This is a genomic window from Phycisphaerales bacterium AB-hyl4 (assembly GCA_041821185.1).
Classification (GTDB): Bacteria; Planctomycetota; Phycisphaerae; order Phycisphaerales; family Phycisphaeraceae; genus Natronomicrosphaera; species Natronomicrosphaera hydrolytica.
In genome coordinates this window covers 25,530-41,251 of the sequence record JBGUBD010000009.1, presented here as the reverse complement: position 1 = coordinate 41,251, position 15,722 = coordinate 25,530, and the positions used below count along the sequence as shown (strand labels likewise).

Below are 15,722 nucleotides of genomic sequence, written 5' to 3'. Positions count from 1 at the left end.
GCCCGCAGTGTACCGCGATTTCCTATACTGCTGGCCATGAACGACGACCAACTCATCCAGCGGATCTGCGACACGGCCCTGCTGCGCGGCGAGTTCACTCTCCGCAGCGGCCGCAAGAGCAACTACTACCTCGACAAGTACCTCTTCGAAACGCAGCCGGACATTCTGCAATCGCTCGGCCGAAAGTTCGCCGAACACGTCGATGACAACGTCGACCGCCTCGCCGGCGCGGAACTCGGCGGCATCCCGCTCGTCACCGCCACCGCCATCGCCACCGGCAAGCCCACCGTCCTCATTCGCAACCAGAAGAAAGACTACGGCACCGCCAAGCAACTCGAAGGCAAACTCGAGCAAGGCGACCGCATCCTCATCGTCGAAGACGTCGCCACCACCGGCGGCCAGGTCCTCGAAGCCGCCAAGGTCCTCGAAGCCGCCGGCGCGAAAATCGTCAAGATCGTCGCCGTCATCGACCGCGAAGAGGGCGCACGCGAAAACATCGAGGCCGCCGGCTACGCCTTCGCCAGCCTCTTCACCAAGGCCTCGCTTGGCATCAACGAATAAACCCGTTAACCGTCGCCCCGCGCAGGCGCCGCTTTGCCGTTCGGCCGACTCTGCGACGCCACCAGCCGATGCCCCAACGCCGGGCTCAGCGCGACGATCCAGTCCAGCACGCGATAATGCGCTGGCACGGACAACGCCAGCCGTGGCCGATCGAGCAACCGCTCGATCCCAATCGCCACGCGGTCCGGCGATATCGCATGCTTTCGCACCGATCGCCACAGCCCCCCCATCGTCGGCCCGCTGTAATAGCCCGTGTCCACAATCCCCGGACTCACATACGTAAAGTGCACACCGCTGCCCGCATGCTCCGCCGCGAGGCTTTGCGTCATCGCAATCAACGCCGACTTCGCCGCCGCATAACCTGAATGGCCCCAGGGCCCCATCCGCGTCGACACCGACGCAACATTCACCACCCACCCCCGCCGCCGCTCCAACATCGTCGGCAGCACCATCCGCGTCAGCTCCACCGCCGCGTTGTAGTTCACCTCCGTAATGTCCGCGTACGCCTCGGCAGACATCTCCGCAAACCGCTGATATGTGTTGTACCCCGCGTTGTTCACCAGCACCTCGGCCGGCCCATGCTCGCTCAGCAGTCCCGCCAACGCGTCCGCGCGGGCCTCGCGCTGACTCAAGTCAACCGCAAGACTCACACACCCCGGCCCCGTCGCCAGCTCGCCCTCCAGTTCCGCCAACCGCGCCATGTTCCGCCCCAGCAGCGCCACGCGATAACCGCGCCCCGACAGCCGCCTCGCCACGCACGCGCCGATGCCCCCTGTCGCCCCGGTGACGATGGCCAGTGGTGCCTGTTTGCTTGTATCGCTGGCTATGTCGCTGCTCATGCCGCCTAGCTTACGTCGCCCCGCCAATCACCGCGACTGCTCCGCTGGCTTGATCTCCCAACGCGACACATACGCCAGCCCGATCACATCGCAGTCCAACTCGCGAAGCCAGTCCGCCACCGCATGATTCGAATTGTAAAACCACGTATACCCCTGCCCGGCGTTCACGAAATCAAGCCCGACCAGCGGATTGCTCACCAGCGTATCGCTCGCCTCTTCGAACTGCGCTTCGAGCTGCGTGTACAGCCGAAACGCCGCGTCGCGTTCCACCACGATCGGATAAAAACGGTCCACGTGCACCGGCAAGCTCGCCACCACCGCCTCCGGGCTGGACGGGTCTTCAAACACACCGCGACCCAACCCGCCCGCCGTGGGCACGAGCATCGCCAGCGCCCCCGTAAACACGTTACGCTCACCACGCCCGTAGTAACGCATATCCCCGAATGCATAGCGCGCGAGCTCCCCCTCCGGCGTCGGCACGATCAAGCTCGGCGTATGCCCATGATCCAGCAGATACACCGTCACCGGATCGCCCGGATCACGCGGCGGCACGACCGTCGTCGCACAACCCGCCGGCCAAACCAACAGCAACACCACCAGCAAAAACGCCAGCAGCCCGCGCTTCGCCAGCCGTCCAATCCGCTCACTGCCATGCCAGCCGACAAACATCCAGACCTCCTGCCCCACGCCCCGACACGCCGCTCTACGCACGACCTGCACCTGCTCCCGCCCCGCCAAACAACCAGCGAAGCAGCGCATGCGTCGGCAGCACGATCACCAACGGGTAGATCACCAGCATCACACCCAGCCATGCCGCCGCCGGCATCCACTGCTGCGGCTCTTCGCCAGGCCCGAACACCCAGTTGATGTTCGCCGTCGGCTCACTGATCAAATAGGTCAGCAACAACACCCCCCACCCCAGCCCGACCTGCCATCGCCATGCACGCACATCATAGCCCAACCGCCACACCAGCCACACCAGCAGCACCGGCAGCGCCACGTGAAACAGCGACAGACTACGCACCATCGCGCTCAGATCTTCATCAAACATGTACGCCGTCAGCTCCAACGGCTGCCAACCCGCCACCAGCCCCAGCAGAAAATCCACATTCCACGCCGCCTCCGGCAGCAGCACCCCCACCGCCATCATGCTCACCAGCCGTCGGCTCTCCACCCACACCGCCACAAACGTCACCAACAGCGCCACATTCGAAAACCACAAGAAATTCGCCCACCCATGCACCACCGCATACACCGGCACCAGCAGCAGCACGAAAAACAAGTACCCGATCTTCACCGCCATCGGCACCCGCTCGCCCATCAACCGCCGCTGCAATATCTTCTCACCATCCATACCCAATCCTAGGCCCCCGCCCCCACATAAAGCCCACGGATGTAGCGCAGCGAATCCGTGGGTCCCCCTAACCCTCTCAAACCACCCCCACCCCACACCCACGATCACACCCCCCAACACACCCCACAAACCTGCAATCCCCCCGCCCCCTCGCTATCATCTCCCATACCATGATCCTCCTGATCGACAACTACGACAGCTTCACCTACAACCTCGTCCAGCGCATCGGCGAGCTCGACCCCACGCTCGACCTGCGCGTCTATCGCAACGACAAGATCACCGTCGACGAGGCCCGCAAGCTCAACCCCGAACGCATCATCGTCTCCCCCGGCCCCTGCACCCCACGCGAAGGCGGCGTCTCCAACGACATCATCAAAGCCTTCGCAGGCCAGCTCCCCCTCCTCGGCGTCTGCCTCGGACATCAGTGCATCGCACACACCCACGGCATGACCGTCGACCGCAACCACCGCCTCATGCACGGCAAAACATCACCCGTCCACCACGATGGCAAAACCATCTTCCAAGGACTCTCCAACCCCTTCACCGCCACCCGCTATCACAGCCTCACCATCCTCCCCGACACCTTCGACCACGAACGCTTCGAAAAGTCCGCATGGACCGAAGAAGGCGAGATCATGGCCCTCCGCGCCAAGCCCGACGTCTTCGGCCCCGCACCGCTCGAAGGCGTCCAGTTCCATCCCGAAAGCTTCCTCACCACCGAGGGCCCCCACCTGCTCGCCAACTTCCTCGGCCTCCCCGCGCCCACCGCTCCCACGACCTGACAACCACCGTCACCCCACGCCGGAGTGAAGCGCCTCGCAACTCCGGATCACCCGCCGGAACCACTTCATGCCCACCTCCGACATCCGTTCAACCTTCCACACCAACCTCGCCGACGCCCGCGACCTCTTCGCCGCCGCCGAGCAGCTCGCCCCCGACCTCGAACGCGCCGCCGCCGTCCTTCGCGACGCCCTGCTCGCCGGCAACAAACTGCTTTGCTGCGGCAACGGCGGCAGCGCTGCCGACAGCGCCCACTTCACCGCCGAGATCGCCGGCCGATACAAGCTCGAACGCCCCGGCTATCCCGCCATCGACCTCACCGCCGAGCACTCGCTCGTCACCGCACTCATCAACGACTATCCCCCCGCCCAGCTCTTCGCCCGCCAGCTCCACGCACACGGCAAGCCCGGCGACGTCCTCGTCGCATTCACCACCTCAGGCAACAGCGAAAACGTACGACTCGCCCTGCAAGCCGCACGCGAACGCAACGTCCACACCATCGCCTTCCTCGGCAAAGCCGGCGGCCAATGCAAAGGCCTCGCCACTGTCGAATTGATCGTCCCCCACGACACCACCGCCCGCATCCAGGAACTGCACCTGCTGCTCTACCACACCCTCTGCGAATGGCTCGACCCCCAACTCACCTGAGGCCCGCTCAAGGCAGTGAACCTTAAGCTTCACTGCCCGCGCTCCGCCCGCCCAACGGCACAAACGCCACCACCAGCGCCACCACAATCACCGCCCCCGCGAACACCACCGGCACCTGCCCCAGCAACGTCGGCTGCGCCACCACCACCGCCAGCCACAACGCCGCCAGCGCATAGCGAATCGTCACCAGCCGACTCAACGCCGTCGGCACGACCTGCCGTTTCCCGCCCTCCGGCTGCGGACTCACCAACGACTCAATCACCATCACACCCACCACCGCGAACACCAACGCCAGCATCCGCCCCGTCAAGCGACCCAGATGCGCCAACCGTTCCTGCTCCGCTTGCGCCTGCAGCAACATTCGCTGCTGCTCAAAACCCATCGCCCGCTCCGCCATCGCCGCATCACTCACCCCCGTCTCCTGCAACTGCCGCAGCGCCGCCGCATGTTCCGCTTCCGCCTCCCGCAATTCCGCAGTCGCCGGCCCCACACCGACAAACACCCGGTCATACACACCCGGCGCAACCTGCCCCAGCACCGCGGGCCCAAGCAACACGCCGAGCAACAATCCCGCCACCAGCAGGTACAAGTCGCGATGATCCGGAAACGGGTTCAACACCGTCCGCGTCGCCGTGTCCGCACGCGCCTTCGCGTCATTCTGATCGGAGCCTGTTTGTTCATCCATCAGCGATGTCTCCTTTGCGTCACCTTCATCCTAACAACCCCCCCCGCTCACCGTCGATGATTTCGCTTCCGCCACCGCGCTATTGGACAGCCGACGACGAATCTGCGAGAACCTCAAATGGACCATCCATCCACACCACGCGCGCATATGATCAGCGCCCGCGTGTGGCATGAAACGCTCGAATCCGTCAGAGGGAAACGCCATGGCAGATGACACAGGTAAAGTCGCGATTGTCACCGGTGCCAGCAGCGGCATCGGCGCGGAGACAGCCGTGCTGCTCGCCGAAGCAGGCTACCACCTCGCCCTGCTCGCCAGGCGGGCCGACCGACTCGATCAGGTCGCCCTCCGCATCGCCGACGAAGTGCCCGACGCGCCTGGCTCGGTCATCGCCTTGCCCACCGACGTCACCGACCCCCAGGCCATCACCCGCGCCGGCGAAGCCGTGCTCGAACGCTTCGGCCGAGTCGACGCGCTCGTCAACTGCGCAGGCAACGCACCGCTGCTGCCCATCGACAAGATCACCCCCGAAATCTACCGCGACACCATCGACGCCAACCTCGGCGCGACCGTCCTGCTCACCGCCACACTCTGGCCCACCTTCAAGAAGCAGCGCGCCGCCGTCGTCGTCAACGTCTCATCCATGTCCAGCATCGACCCGTTCCCCGGCTTCGCGATGTACGCCGCAGCCAAGATCGGCGTCAACATGTTCACCCAATGCACCGCCACCGAAGGCGCGAAGCTCGGTATCCAAGCCGTCGCCATCGCGCCCGGCGCCGTCGAAACCCCCATGCTTCGCCAGAACTTCTCCGAAAAGGTCCTCCCCCGCGAAGCCACGCTCGACCCCGTCGAAATCGCCGAAGTCATCCGCGACTGCATCCTCGGCCGACGCGATTTCAAGCCCGGCGAAACCATCGTCGTCGACGGCAAATGACAGCATCCTCACGGAGTGTCACCGCAGATTCGATTTGTACGTCGCGGTCAACGATGCTATTGCAGGACGAGTTTGCGCAGTGTCTGATCGGATGACGACAGAGGAAAGCGTTGCGGTTTCATGTACGTCAGCGTCAGGTCGGTCCGGCAGGCGGACGTGAAGCCGTACATCATCTGCATGCGCGGCTTGATGCTGTTACGGCTGCCGTAGTGAAAGCATCGACTGGTGTCGATGAACAGCACCGTGCCCCGCGGGTAGGTGAACGGGATCAGTTCCTTCGGATCGACATGCGCGTACATCTGCTCATCGGTAATGCGATAAGGCGCCCGCCAGCGGCGGTAACCAAGCGCCCGCTCGGCACGGCTGGAAACGGAAGCGGGCAGAAAGCACCAGGGCCCATGTTCCATCGTCGTGTCGCGCAGCAGCACCAGCACGTACACCAACGGCGAATCGTGAATGTCCAGATGAAACAACTGACTCGAACGCAGCGGCGGGTTCGGCTCGTCTTCGAACGCTGCATTCGACTCGACAAAGCGAACGCCCGGCGGCATCGTCTTCGACAACACCGGCACGATTTGCATGTATCGGCCGATGGTTTCCAGCACCGGCGAAGACAGGATGAAGTTAAGAAACGACGGGCATCGCTCGAGATCGCCGGGCTCCAGCAGCGACTGCCAGAAAGGCTTGTCCAGATTGACGCGTCGCTTGAGATCCTTCACGCCTGCCCGCTGCTGAATGATCGCGTCGGTTTCGTCAAGCAGTTCATTGAGGTGAGGCAGGGTCTTGCTGGTGTCGATGGCCCAGCCGTCGCGCATGACGTTGGTGGCGACGTTGGCGGGCGTATCGCCGTTGTTCTCCTTCAGCAACCGGTCGAAGGCCTCGTCGTAACATCGGCGATGTTCCCGCCAGCGACTGGCATAGCGCAAACGGTTGTAGGCCTTGGACGCCCGCATGGTGTTGCCGATGCCGCCGCGGCGCATGAAATCGTCGTAGAAGTATCGCGCGGGCCGACGAATGAGCCGATCCATGGTTGATCCAATCATCGCATTTTCTCCCGGTATCGTGGCGGATGGTCGATCTTCACGGTGAGCACTCCCCCACTTCACCACACGAATTGATTGACGCCATTGCGAGGCAGCGGGTACGCTCTGTGAGCAGGCTTGATGCGGTTTTGCTTGATGCGCCGCTTTTGATGAGTACGGACAGAGTAGGCAGACCAATGATCCGTAACCATCCCACATCAACGGCCGACGGTCAATCAGCTTTTTCATGGTACGCGCCGGCAACCCAACCGTTTCCAGACGCGATCGCCCTGGCCACGCCTGATGGTGATGTGACGTTCGGCGATCTGGCCGACCGCGTCGCCGGCGAACAAGCTCGCCTTGTCGACGAGGGCTTCAAGTCCGGCCAGCGCATCCGCCACGATCACCCCGCGGTAAAGCCCGGCAGCGTCGACTGGCTCGCCACGCTCCTGGCCGGACTGAACCTCGGCTTGCAGGTGATTCTGCCCGACCAGGACTGGCCGCGCGAACAGATTCCGCGGCACACTGCCGACCTGCTCAATGCCGACGACCGCGAGCCTGCGCCGCACGGCTCGCAGGCCGGTGTCTGGCTGTTCACTTCCGGGACCACGGCCCGCCCGAAGCCGCGCTTCCGCTCGCTTGCGCTGCTGCGCGACGATGTGGCCCGCGTTGCGGCGCGCTTGCCTGATGACCTGCGCGAGCGTCGGCCGGCCGGGCTCTGCCTGCTGCCATTGTCGCACGGCTTTGGGCTGGTCAACGCGCTGCTGCTGGTCCATTCGCTCGGTGGTACGGTGGCGATGGCCGAGCTTCCCCAGCGCGATCGCATCGCCGAGCTGCTGCGGACGTACCGGGTCGAAATGCTCTACAGTTGGCCGGCCCATCTCCAACAGTTGGCGGACGCCGACCTCTGGCGGCAGGCCAAAGCGCCGTTGCGCTGGTGTGTGAGTTCGTCGTTGGCGCTGTCACCGGAAGTGGCGGCACGATTCAACGCTGCGTCGGGTTGCCCGGTCAGGCAGCAGTATGGCGCGACGGAGACGGGGCCGTTATGCGTTGACAGCGATGAGCCGCCGAGTCGATCGACGCAATGCGTCGGCCGACCGCTTGACGGCGTAGCGCTTTCCGTCCTGTCTCCCTCGGGCGACACGCTGCCCGCGGCGGGCAAAGGCGAGGTGGTGGTTCGGCTGAAGCACATGACCCTGCCGGCGGAAGAACTGACCGCCGAGGGCTATTATCGCACGGGCGACTGCGGCTACCGCGACAGCGACGGACTGGTATACATACTCAAGCGATTCAAGCCGTTTACTGACGAACGGCAGATGGCAACGAATGCCGGGAGTGATGCGTGACTGTACTGCGTCAAACGAACACGCCCGATGTGGCGCAAGCGCTGACGGCAGCGATCGCGGGGTTTGCGCCCGCGCCCCAGCGGCGTCGGCCGTTCGTGATGGGCCTGCTTCGTGGCGAAGGCGTCGGATCGGAAATGATCGACGCGACGCTGGACGTGCTCCGCGTGGTGACAGACCGAACAGGCGAAACCTTCGACCTACGCAACGGCGGGTTGATCGGCTACGAGGCACAGCGGCAATTCGGCCAATGTCTCACGCAAGAGGTCGTCGATTTCTGCCAGGCGACCTTCGCCGTCGGCGGCGCGGTGCTCTGCGGCCCCGGCGGCGGGCGCTTTGTCTATGACCTGCGGCAACAGTTCGAAATGTACTGCAAGCTCACGCCGTTGCGGCCGTTCGCCGCGCTGCACGACACCGGCGTGCTCCGCCCCGAATGCGTCCGCGGCACGGACATCATCGTCGTACGCGAGAACACCGGCGGCTTCTACTTCGGCGACTACGGTACGCAGGCGCAGCCGAACGGTGAACGCTCGGCCTACCAGCACTGCCGATACCGTGAAACGGAAGTCCAGCGCATCCTCGAAGTCGCCATCCAGCTCGCCCACCAGCGAAGCGGCCGACTTGCGGTCATCACCAAGCCCGGCGGCATCCCCGCCATCAGTCAGCTCTGGAAAGAAAAGCTCCATGAGATGACCGCCTCGGTCGACCTCGAAACGCGCGTGCTCGAAATCGACAACGCGGCGTACCAGTTGATCGCCGCCCCCCGCGACTTTGATGTCGTCGTCTGCTCAAACCTGTTCGGTGACATCCTCGGCGACTGCGGCAGCCTGCTGCTGGCGTCGCGCGGCATGTCCTTTTCCGGCAACTTCGGGCCCGGCGGCCGGGCGGTCTATCAAACCGGCCACGGCGCGGCGTGGGATCTCGCGGGCTCCGATACCGCCAACCCCATCGGCCAGATCAGCTCGCTCGCCATGATGCTCCGCGAAAGCTTTGGACTGACCGTGGTCGCCAACACCATTGAACAGGCCATTCAAACCACCCTCGCTCGGGGCATGCGAACCCCCGACATCGCCGGCCCCGCCAGCCAGATCGTCGGCACGCGCGAGCTGGCACGGCAGATCGCTACCGACCTCGATGACGCTCTGGTAGACCTCGCCCCGTGAACGCCCGCCCCGCCCTGCTACTCGTGGACCTTCAACGCGACTACCTCCGCGCGGCGGCACTCTACCCGCCCGCGGAGTCGGTGGTCCATCACGCCGCGGCGTTGCTCACCGCCTTTCGCGCCAAGGGCTTGCCCGTGCTGCACACGCACACGCTCGTTCGGCCGGACGGCGTCGACCGAATGCCGCACTGGCGGCGGCGAGACCATTGGGCATGCATTAAAGGTACGGCCGGCGCCTTGCCGCCACCCGCGGTCGCGCCGCGCGATGGTGAGCCTGTGTTCGCCAAGCCGTTTTACAGCGCGTTCGGCTGCCCCGACTTCGAGACCACGCTGCGCGAACTCAACGTGAACACGCTCGTGCTCGCGGGCGTGCATACGCATGGCTGCGTGCGGGCTTCAGCGCTCGACGCATACCAGGCAGGCTTTGCGGTCTGGGTCGCGGACGATGCGGTGGGCTCTTACGATCCGTTGCATGCTGCGGCGACACGCCATCATCTTCAGGACCGGGCATGCCGGTTTCTCGATGTTGCAACCATTCTGCGTGAAACCGGCTTGCCACAGCCGCCTTGTGACGCGGAAGAAACAGCGTCACACACGCCGTTGTTACCGGTCGGCTGGATCGATGGCCGCTGGGCGCCCGGCGAGCATCATCACGAAACTGTGACGCGACGGAATCCCGCCGACCGCTCGCAATGCCTCGCCCGCGTGCCGATGGGCGGCGAGGCCGATGTCGCGCGAGCCATCGCCGCCGTGTCAGCTCAGCAGTCGGCGTGGGCGGCCCGCTCGGCGGAAGATCGCGCGAAGACACTGCACGCCTGGGCGGAGGCGATCGCGTGTCGGCGTGATGAAATCATCGACCTGCTTATGTGCGAAGCCGGCAAGCCGCAGCGGGAAGCGGCCGCCGAGGTTGATTACGCGCTCGCGCTGCTGTCGGCGACCGTTCGCAGCCTGGCCAGCAAACCGATGCAACCGATCGCCGATGGCGTATGGACGCGATCGTGTCCGCTCGGTGTCGTCGGCGTCATCACGCCCTGGAACAACCCACTCGCCTTGCCCGTAGGCAAACTCGCCCCGGCGCTGGCGTGGGGCAACACCGTGGTATGGAAGCCCGCCATCGAAGCGCCGCGCGTCGCGATGTTGCTCATCGACACGCTTGTCAACGTCACGGGGTTGGCGAATCTGGTCAATCTGATCTTCGGCCAAGCGGCCCCGGCCCAGGCCATGATCGCCGACCAACGCGTCGACGCGATCACGTTCACCGGCTCGCTTGCCGTCGGGCGGCAGGTCGCCGCAAGCTGCGCCGTGCACAGCAAACCGCTTCAAGCCGAGCTTGGCGGCAACAACGCCGCGCTCATCACGCCGCACTGTGACATCAACGCCGTCGCACGCGACCTTGTCGAAGCTGCGTTCAGCTTCGCCGGCCAGCGCTGCACCGCCATCCGCCGCGTGATGGTCCACCAGAGCATCGCCCAGCCGTTTGCCGACGCCTTCGCCGCGCTCGTCCGCAAGCTGCCCGTCGGCGATCCCGCCAACCCGGCCACCCGCGTCGGCCCGCTCGCCACACGTGCCAGCCAACAGCGCATCGCCGCCATCGTCGACGCCGCCATCGCGCGTGGAGCGACGCTGCTCAGCGGCGGTCGCATCCCCGCCCATCTCGCACACGGAAACTGGTTCGAGCCGACGATCCTGCAATCGCCGAACCACGACGATCCCGTGGTGCAGGAAGAAAGCTTCGGTCCGATCGTCGTGCTCAACGAAGCCAAAGACTTCGACGACGGCATCCGCCAACTCAATAACGTCAAGCAGGGATTGCTCGCCGCCCTCTACAGCGACAACGCGCACGAACAGCAGGCGTTTCAAAACGCGGCGCAGGCGGGCATCCTCCGCATCAATGCGATCGGCCAGCGCATCCACGAACAAGCCCCGTTCGGCGGATGGAAAGCCTCCGGCCTCGGCCCGCCCGAACATGGCCCGTGGGACCAGGCGTTCTACAGTCGACCTCAAGCCATCTATGGCAAGCCGCGCCCTTGACAGAACTCTTGATCGCGATCGGCCGGAAGCGACTACCTGCTCAAGCTTGCCCTCGCATTGCATTCAACAGCGTTCGCGCCCGCCGTCGCCCCCAGCCACTCGCCCTTTCGCAAAAGATGCGTGCGGCAAGGCTCGCGTTGAGGCGCAACTTCGGTAGATCCTTAGGCACAGGCCCCGCTGCCAGTTCTTCGAAGGCTTTGCGTATACGATCGGAAAACAGTTCATGGGTGTAGGGGTCGCGTTGTGTCTGATACACCTGCTGTTGAATGAGCGGATTCGTGTTGATCTCCCACACCCGCACCTGGCCGTCGACGATGCCGTAATCGACTCGGCCGTAGTCCACACCCGCATCGGCACAGATTTCCCGAAGCGCCGCTGCGTGTGGGTTTGTCTCCAGGTAGGTCCGCTGTTCATCGCGAAGCTGATCGTCCCACAGCTCCGGTTCTTTGAGCATCCATTGGCTGCCAAACATCAGGTGTCGAGGAATGATCTGCCTGCCGACCACGAACGCCCCGTATTTACGATGAATGCCACTCTCGACGGACGTGTCGCAGAACTCCGTGGCGATGACCTCGTCCAGCCGAACGCCGGCCTGTCGAAGGTCCGCCATCGCCTGTTGCACCGCTGGCGGATCGTGCAAGAGCTGCGTGCGGCTCCCCCCATGATCGTTTTCAATGCGAAGAAAGACGGGATACCGCCAGGATTCGGGCGATTCATCGAGACGATGAACGCGAAAGTCGTTAACGCCCTTTTCATGGAGCATCTTCAGCAGTTCATACCGGCGACACGTACGGACAGGATGATTCAACAGTCGCGGTGCATCGGACGTTTTCGCCCCGACGTTCGCCGCCTCCAGATGTTCGCGAATGCGTATCGCGACAGCCAGACGAGTCGGCGTCAATCGCTCGACATCGGAAAAAATGTAGCAGCTGGCCGCCGGGATCGTCGGCCGACCAACCAACGATTCATACGGCACGACCGCCACGCGATCCGCCATCACTTCGCCCCAGCCAGCGAGGAAATGCCCGATCGTGTACTGGTGTTGACTGCAGACGAAGTAGCAGATCATCGTTCAACGCAAGCCCGAACGTCGTTGAGAAGCAGTATCGCGGCCACAGCCGGCCCCAACCCTCAAAGTCGACGACAAGTCTGCCTCCTGAAAATACCGCATCCGGAACAATCGCGGGTGTAGATCCGACTCACCGCGGTGAAAGTAGATACCCATCGTGACGTGCTCGCGGTTGCGGTTGCGGTTGCCGTCGACTCACTGAATCCGCAATAAAGGCCTTGTTTTGAAAAGCGCCGCCCCACGGCATCACCCACATACACCGTCGGCTGCATTGTAGCAGACCTGGTCAGTTACGATCCGCCTCAACGGCCGCGGCCGTTGGCATACGCGAGGTCACCGCTCACCCTCTGGGGTTGAATGCAATTCGCATCATTCCGCAAACTGGCCTTCATTGAAAAAGTTCTGCCACTTGCCAATGCGAACCGACTTGTCGAAATACAACTGCGGACTCTCTTCCCGCCCATGATAAAATGGAGACGTGTCCTGCATCAGAATAAAGTCGGAAGGATGGGTGTTGACGAGCATCTTTTCATTCCAGTGTTGATGCGGCAGGCTGCTCGACCTCGGCCTCAAGCGGTAAACACTGTTCCTGTGATGCCCACCTAAATGCGACACACCAATCGGACAGAAATACGCACGGCTTGTTCTTTCCACATACGGCTCCAACTGAACACGCCAGACCATGTGATAATGGTCATTCGGCCCGCTGCCGGGCTGCCCGAACCAAGTGTACACACCCGCCGGCGTCCAGCCGTCATTGTCATGCTGGTACATTTCAATGAGCTGACCAATCTGACGCAGGTTGGACATGCATCCTGCTCGCTGGGCCGACTCGCGAGCAGACCGCAACGCAGGCAAAAGCAATGCAATGAGTATCGCAATGATGGATATTACCACGAGAAGCTCAACAAGCGTGAATGCCTTCCCGTGCCCTGACGACGTGCCTCGATGTAGATTGCAGATGGGGTTCATGATAATGCCTGTCCAATAGATAACTCAGCGATCGCCCGAACGCGGTGAAGTCCAAATCAACACTGCGGTATAAACGTCAACCGCTTCAAACATCAATTCAACTGTTTCACCATTCTGCTCAAACGTCACCGTCGGCTCATCGATGTCCGGCGAATAGCCCTGCACACTCCGCACCACCTCGCCAGAGTCCAAAGGCAATTGCAGCTTGATGTTCTCAACCGGACCGTCGCTCGGGATGATCCCCTGATCGTCGTGCACATGACGTACCAGATGCACCACGATCCCCCGATCGCCGCCGCTCCGACGCTCGGCCACAACCAGCTCCAACGAGGCAAGGTCTTGCTCGTCCGGGCCTGTCAGCACAAACTGACTGGACGACATTTCGTGCAGCAGTGTGCGAGCTGCCTGCCTCGCGTCCGCGTCACGGTAGCGGGTCAGCCAGTCGGTCGGAGCGATATGAATGACCCGGCCATCGCCCGCCGAGGTCTTGACCACCGCTGCCTCACCGTCCGCATACCGAGCAAGTACCACAGCGTTGTCATCGCTCTCGAGCCCAGCGGCCCCACGCGCGAGCCAGTCGCGTCGTTGCGGATCTTCATACGTCGTGGTCGGCTCAAGCGCGCCGCTGCGGATATGCATCGGCCAACGTTCGGGGTAATACCGGGCACGCTCATCATGATCCGGATCCAATGCATATTGCCGATTCGACTGGTATCGATCGATAAACACCGACTCGTTGCTCCCGTCCAGCGCGATGCTGTGTACGCTGTTGACACCAGTTGGCCAAGCGTCGGTAAACTGCAGCCCCTCGCGTGGCTGCACATCCGTCAGTTGAATGCCATACCGCCCCGCCAGCCCGCCGTCGCGCGTCTGCTTGTGTTCGGTCAGTCGGCCGGGGTCGCCGATGATCATCAGCTCCCCGCCCGATCGCACCCAACTGTCAATCGCATCAATCTCATCATCCGTCATCACAACCGCATCGATAACCACCAGGCGACGCAGCCCATCCAATTTGCCTGCGAGTTGTGATTCGTAGCCCAGGGGCGTCGAGATCACGCGGACCGGAACGCTCGCCGCGGTCAGCATGTAATACGTGTTCAATGCGGTGAAATACTGGCCAAACGGCCCCGTGCCGTGCGACCAAGCTTTCGGAAAGAAGTCATACGATGCGACAGTCGCGTTGGAGTAGAAAATCCCCGTATCCGTCATCATTTTTGGATTGCCGCGATACAACGACTGGTTCTGCCGCACCCACCGCACCACCTCCAGATATGCATCGCGTGTGTTTAATGACTCGAGGTAGGCATGGGCCCAGACCGCCAGATGATCGCAACCGTTGGCCAGATAGCTGGCGATCTGCGGCTTCATGCTCTCTGCAGGCGGATTCTTGATGGCCAATTTCTCAAGCAATCCGTTGACACTGTCGATCCATCCCATCATTGGCAAATCGCGTGGCGTCACGTCGTCAAGCAGACGCAGCAGAAAACCCGCATAACGCGGATCTTCAACGAACAGCGTGTAATAAGGATCGATGCCAATCTGATCGACAGTGTCGCCGAGCACATGCAACGCGGTCGCGATCTCGAAGCCGGCCACGGCGCTGCTTTCCATCGACGCCGGGTGAATGTTCAAGGCCGACTTCCGCCCCGCATCCTGCACGGCTTCAGACCAACGCTTCAATGATTCAACCAACGCACGCTGACGTTCCTGAACGAATACCCGCCACACCTCCGGGTCTTCCTCGAAGGCGCGAACATCTTCAAGCGACCGGCCGAGCCGATTGTGCACCTTCTCCCGCAACGCTTCAGACACTGGCAATTCAAAGGGATCAACCAGACCGGCGTAGCCCCAGTTCGGCTCGTCGTACATCACCCAATCCGCGGGAATGCTGGCAAGCGATCGTGTGATATGCTCTCCCGCCAACTCCCGCTTCTCGACGTTGGCATAGTCAAACAGGTTGCGGTCGGGGTCTTCCGTCCGCCCCACGGCGAACTGCACTTCACCCGAGTCGTCGGCCACACGGGGCGAATAGGCGATACGCGCAACTGTCGTACCGCCCCAAAGCGCCTTTGTTTCATGGAATCGCTGATACACCGGCTCGGACGTCACCTCGAACGAAGGGCCAACGATGGAAAATTGGCCGATCATCCGGGCGTCGCCCAACTCCATCGCGATCGGATCGTCCACATACGCATCGCGTACCGCGGGCAGCATGAACTGCACGCCATCGAACCCGTCGAATGCTTCGACCATCGGCGTGCTTGCCACGACAACAGCCGTGACAACTCCCCCGGCGATCCGTACTCGTCCTGCTTTACTCGTCAA

At 63.0% G+C, this 15,722-nt stretch carries 15 protein-coding genes and 1 pseudogene; 7 read left to right on the top strand and 9 right to left on the bottom strand.

Annotated elements, in window-relative coordinates:
* The first annotated feature begins 36 nt into the window (after positions 1-36).
* Positions 37-561, top strand: a complete 525-nt coding sequence (pyrE, locus tag ACERK3_14355) for an orotate phosphoribosyltransferase (protein MFA9479467.1) — start codon at positions 37-39, stop codon at positions 559-561.
* 5 nt (positions 562-566) lie between these two features.
* Here pyrE and ACERK3_14350 read toward each other — a convergent pair whose 3' ends face one another.
* From ACERK3_14350 to ACERK3_14340, 3 genes are read right to left on the bottom strand one after another with little or no spacing between them, the layout of a single operon-like run.
* Positions 567-1,400, bottom strand: coding sequence for an SDR family NAD(P)-dependent oxidoreductase (locus tag ACERK3_14350; GenBank protein MFA9479466.1), 834 nt, complete (start codon positions 1,398-1,400; stop codon positions 567-569).
* Positions 1,401-1,427: 27 nt separating this feature from the next.
* Positions 1,428-2,069 (bottom strand): hypothetical protein, encoded by a 642-nt coding sequence (locus ACERK3_14345; GenBank protein ID MFA9479465.1) that lies wholly within the window; start codon positions 2,067-2,069, stop codon positions 1,428-1,430.
* A gap of 34 nt (positions 2,070-2,103) precedes the next feature.
* Positions 2,104-2,673 (bottom strand): hypothetical protein, encoded by a 570-nt coding sequence (locus ACERK3_14340; GenBank protein MFA9479464.1) that lies wholly within the window; start codon positions 2,671-2,673, stop codon positions 2,104-2,106.
* Positions 2,674-2,924: 251 nt separating this feature from the next.
* On the opposite strand from ACERK3_14340, the gene ACERK3_14335 reads away from it, so the two are divergent.
* Together ACERK3_14335 and ACERK3_14330 are read left to right on the top strand one after the other, a co-directional pair.
* Positions 2,925-3,536, top strand: a complete 612-nt coding sequence (locus ACERK3_14335; GenBank protein MFA9479463.1) for an aminodeoxychorismate/anthranilate synthase component II — start codon at positions 2,925-2,927, stop codon at positions 3,534-3,536.
* Between the two features lie 67 nt (positions 3,537-3,603).
* Positions 3,604-4,182, top strand: a complete 579-nt coding sequence (locus tag ACERK3_14330) for an SIS domain-containing protein (GenBank protein ID MFA9479462.1) — start codon at positions 3,604-3,606, stop codon at positions 4,180-4,182.
* Between the two features lie 22 nt (positions 4,183-4,204).
* Here ACERK3_14330 and ACERK3_14325 read toward each other — a convergent pair whose 3' ends face one another.
* Positions 4,205-4,867, bottom strand: a complete 663-nt coding sequence (locus ACERK3_14325; GenBank protein ID MFA9479461.1) for a hypothetical protein — start codon at positions 4,865-4,867, stop codon at positions 4,205-4,207.
* A gap of 202 nt (positions 4,868-5,069) precedes the next feature.
* On the opposite strand from ACERK3_14325, the gene ACERK3_14320 reads away from it, so the two are divergent.
* On the top strand, positions 5,070-5,798 hold the full coding sequence (locus tag ACERK3_14320; GenBank protein MFA9479460.1) for an SDR family NAD(P)-dependent oxidoreductase: 729 nt from the start codon (positions 5,070-5,072) through the stop codon (positions 5,796-5,798).
* Positions 5,799-5,854: 56 nt separating this feature from the next.
* On the opposite strand, the gene ACERK3_14315 is transcribed toward ACERK3_14320, so the two are convergent.
* Positions 5,855-6,841: a hypothetical protein gene (locus tag ACERK3_14315; GenBank protein MFA9479459.1), complete on the bottom strand. Its 987-nt coding sequence runs from the start codon at positions 6,839-6,841 to the stop codon at positions 5,855-5,857.
* Positions 6,842-7,017: 176 nt separating this feature from the next.
* Here ACERK3_14315 and ACERK3_14310 point away from each other — a divergent pair, with 176 nt between their 5' ends.
* The 3 genes from ACERK3_14310 to ACERK3_14300 are packed head-to-tail and all read left to right on the top strand — an operon-like array spanning position 7,018 to position 11,356.
* Positions 7,018-8,166, top strand: coding sequence for a class I adenylate-forming enzyme family protein (locus tag ACERK3_14310; protein MFA9479458.1), 1,149 nt, complete (start codon positions 7,018-7,020; stop codon positions 8,164-8,166).
* Positions 8,163-9,326 (top strand): isocitrate/isopropylmalate family dehydrogenase, encoded by a 1,164-nt coding sequence (locus ACERK3_14305; protein MFA9479457.1) that lies wholly within the window; start codon positions 8,163-8,165, stop codon positions 9,324-9,326. The genes ACERK3_14310 and ACERK3_14305 overlap by 4 nt, the downstream gene beginning before the upstream one ends.
* The gene (locus ACERK3_14300; protein ID MFA9479456.1) at positions 9,323-11,356 is read left to right on the top strand and encodes an aldehyde dehydrogenase family protein; all 2,034 of its coding nucleotides are present in this window, start codon (positions 9,323-9,325) and stop codon (positions 11,354-11,356) included. The genes ACERK3_14305 and ACERK3_14300 overlap by 4 nt, the downstream gene beginning before the upstream one ends.
* A gap of 40 nt (positions 11,357-11,396) precedes the next feature.
* Here ACERK3_14300 and ACERK3_14295 read toward each other — a convergent pair whose 3' ends face one another.
* The 4 genes and pseudogenes from ACERK3_14295 to ACERK3_14280 form a co-directional block, all read right to left on the bottom strand.
* Complete coding sequence (locus ACERK3_14295; protein MFA9479455.1) at positions 11,397-12,425, bottom strand: hypothetical protein; 1,029 nt, start codon at positions 12,423-12,425, stop codon at positions 11,397-11,399.
* Between the two features lie 369 nt (positions 12,426-12,794).
* Entirely contained in the window at positions 12,795-13,235 is a 441-nt protein-coding gene (locus ACERK3_14290; protein MFA9479454.1) for a hypothetical protein, read from the bottom strand.
* Positions 13,236-13,310: 75 nt separating this feature from the next.
* Positions 13,311-13,397 (bottom strand): annotated as a pseudogene (locus ACERK3_14285) (type II secretion system protein).
* A gap of 24 nt (positions 13,398-13,421) precedes the next feature.
* Positions 13,422-15,722, bottom strand: a complete 2,301-nt coding sequence (locus ACERK3_14280) for a hypothetical protein (protein ID MFA9479453.1) — start codon at positions 15,720-15,722, stop codon at positions 13,422-13,424.

Bases quoted from the DNA above. Each gene is read 5' to 3' on its own strand.
- pyrE (MFA9479467.1), top strand. From the start codon at position 37: ATGAACGACGACCAACTCATCCAGCGGATCTGCGACACGGCCCTGCTG.
- ACERK3_14350 (MFA9479466.1), bottom strand. From the start codon at position 1,400: ATGAGCAGCGACATAGCCAGCGATACAAGCAAACAGGCACCACTGGCC.
- ACERK3_14345 (MFA9479465.1), bottom strand. From the start codon at position 2,069: ATGTTTGTCGGCTGGCATGGCAGTGAGCGGATTGGACGGCTGGCGAAG.
- ACERK3_14335 (MFA9479463.1), top strand. From the start codon at position 2,925: ATGATCCTCCTGATCGACAACTACGACAGCTTCACCTACAACCTCGTC.
- ACERK3_14330 (MFA9479462.1), top strand. From the start codon at position 3,604: ATGCCCACCTCCGACATCCGTTCAACCTTCCACACCAACCTCGCCGAC.
- ACERK3_14325 (MFA9479461.1), bottom strand. From the start codon at position 4,867: ATGGATGAACAAACAGGCTCCGATCAGAATGACGCGAAGGCGCGTGCG.
- ACERK3_14320 (MFA9479460.1), top strand. From the start codon at position 5,070: ATGGCAGATGACACAGGTAAAGTCGCGATTGTCACCGGTGCCAGCAGC.
- ACERK3_14315 (MFA9479459.1), bottom strand. From the start codon at position 6,841: ATGATTGGATCAACCATGGATCGGCTCATTCGTCGGCCCGCGCGATAC.
- ACERK3_14310 (MFA9479458.1), top strand. From the start codon at position 7,018: ATGATCCGTAACCATCCCACATCAACGGCCGACGGTCAATCAGCTTTT.
- ACERK3_14295 (MFA9479455.1), bottom strand. From the start codon at position 12,425: ATGATCTGCTACTTCGTCTGCAGTCAACACCAGTACACGATCGGGCAT.
- ACERK3_14290 (MFA9479454.1), bottom strand. From the start codon at position 13,235: ATGTCCAACCTGCGTCAGATTGGTCAGCTCATTGAAATGTACCAGCAT.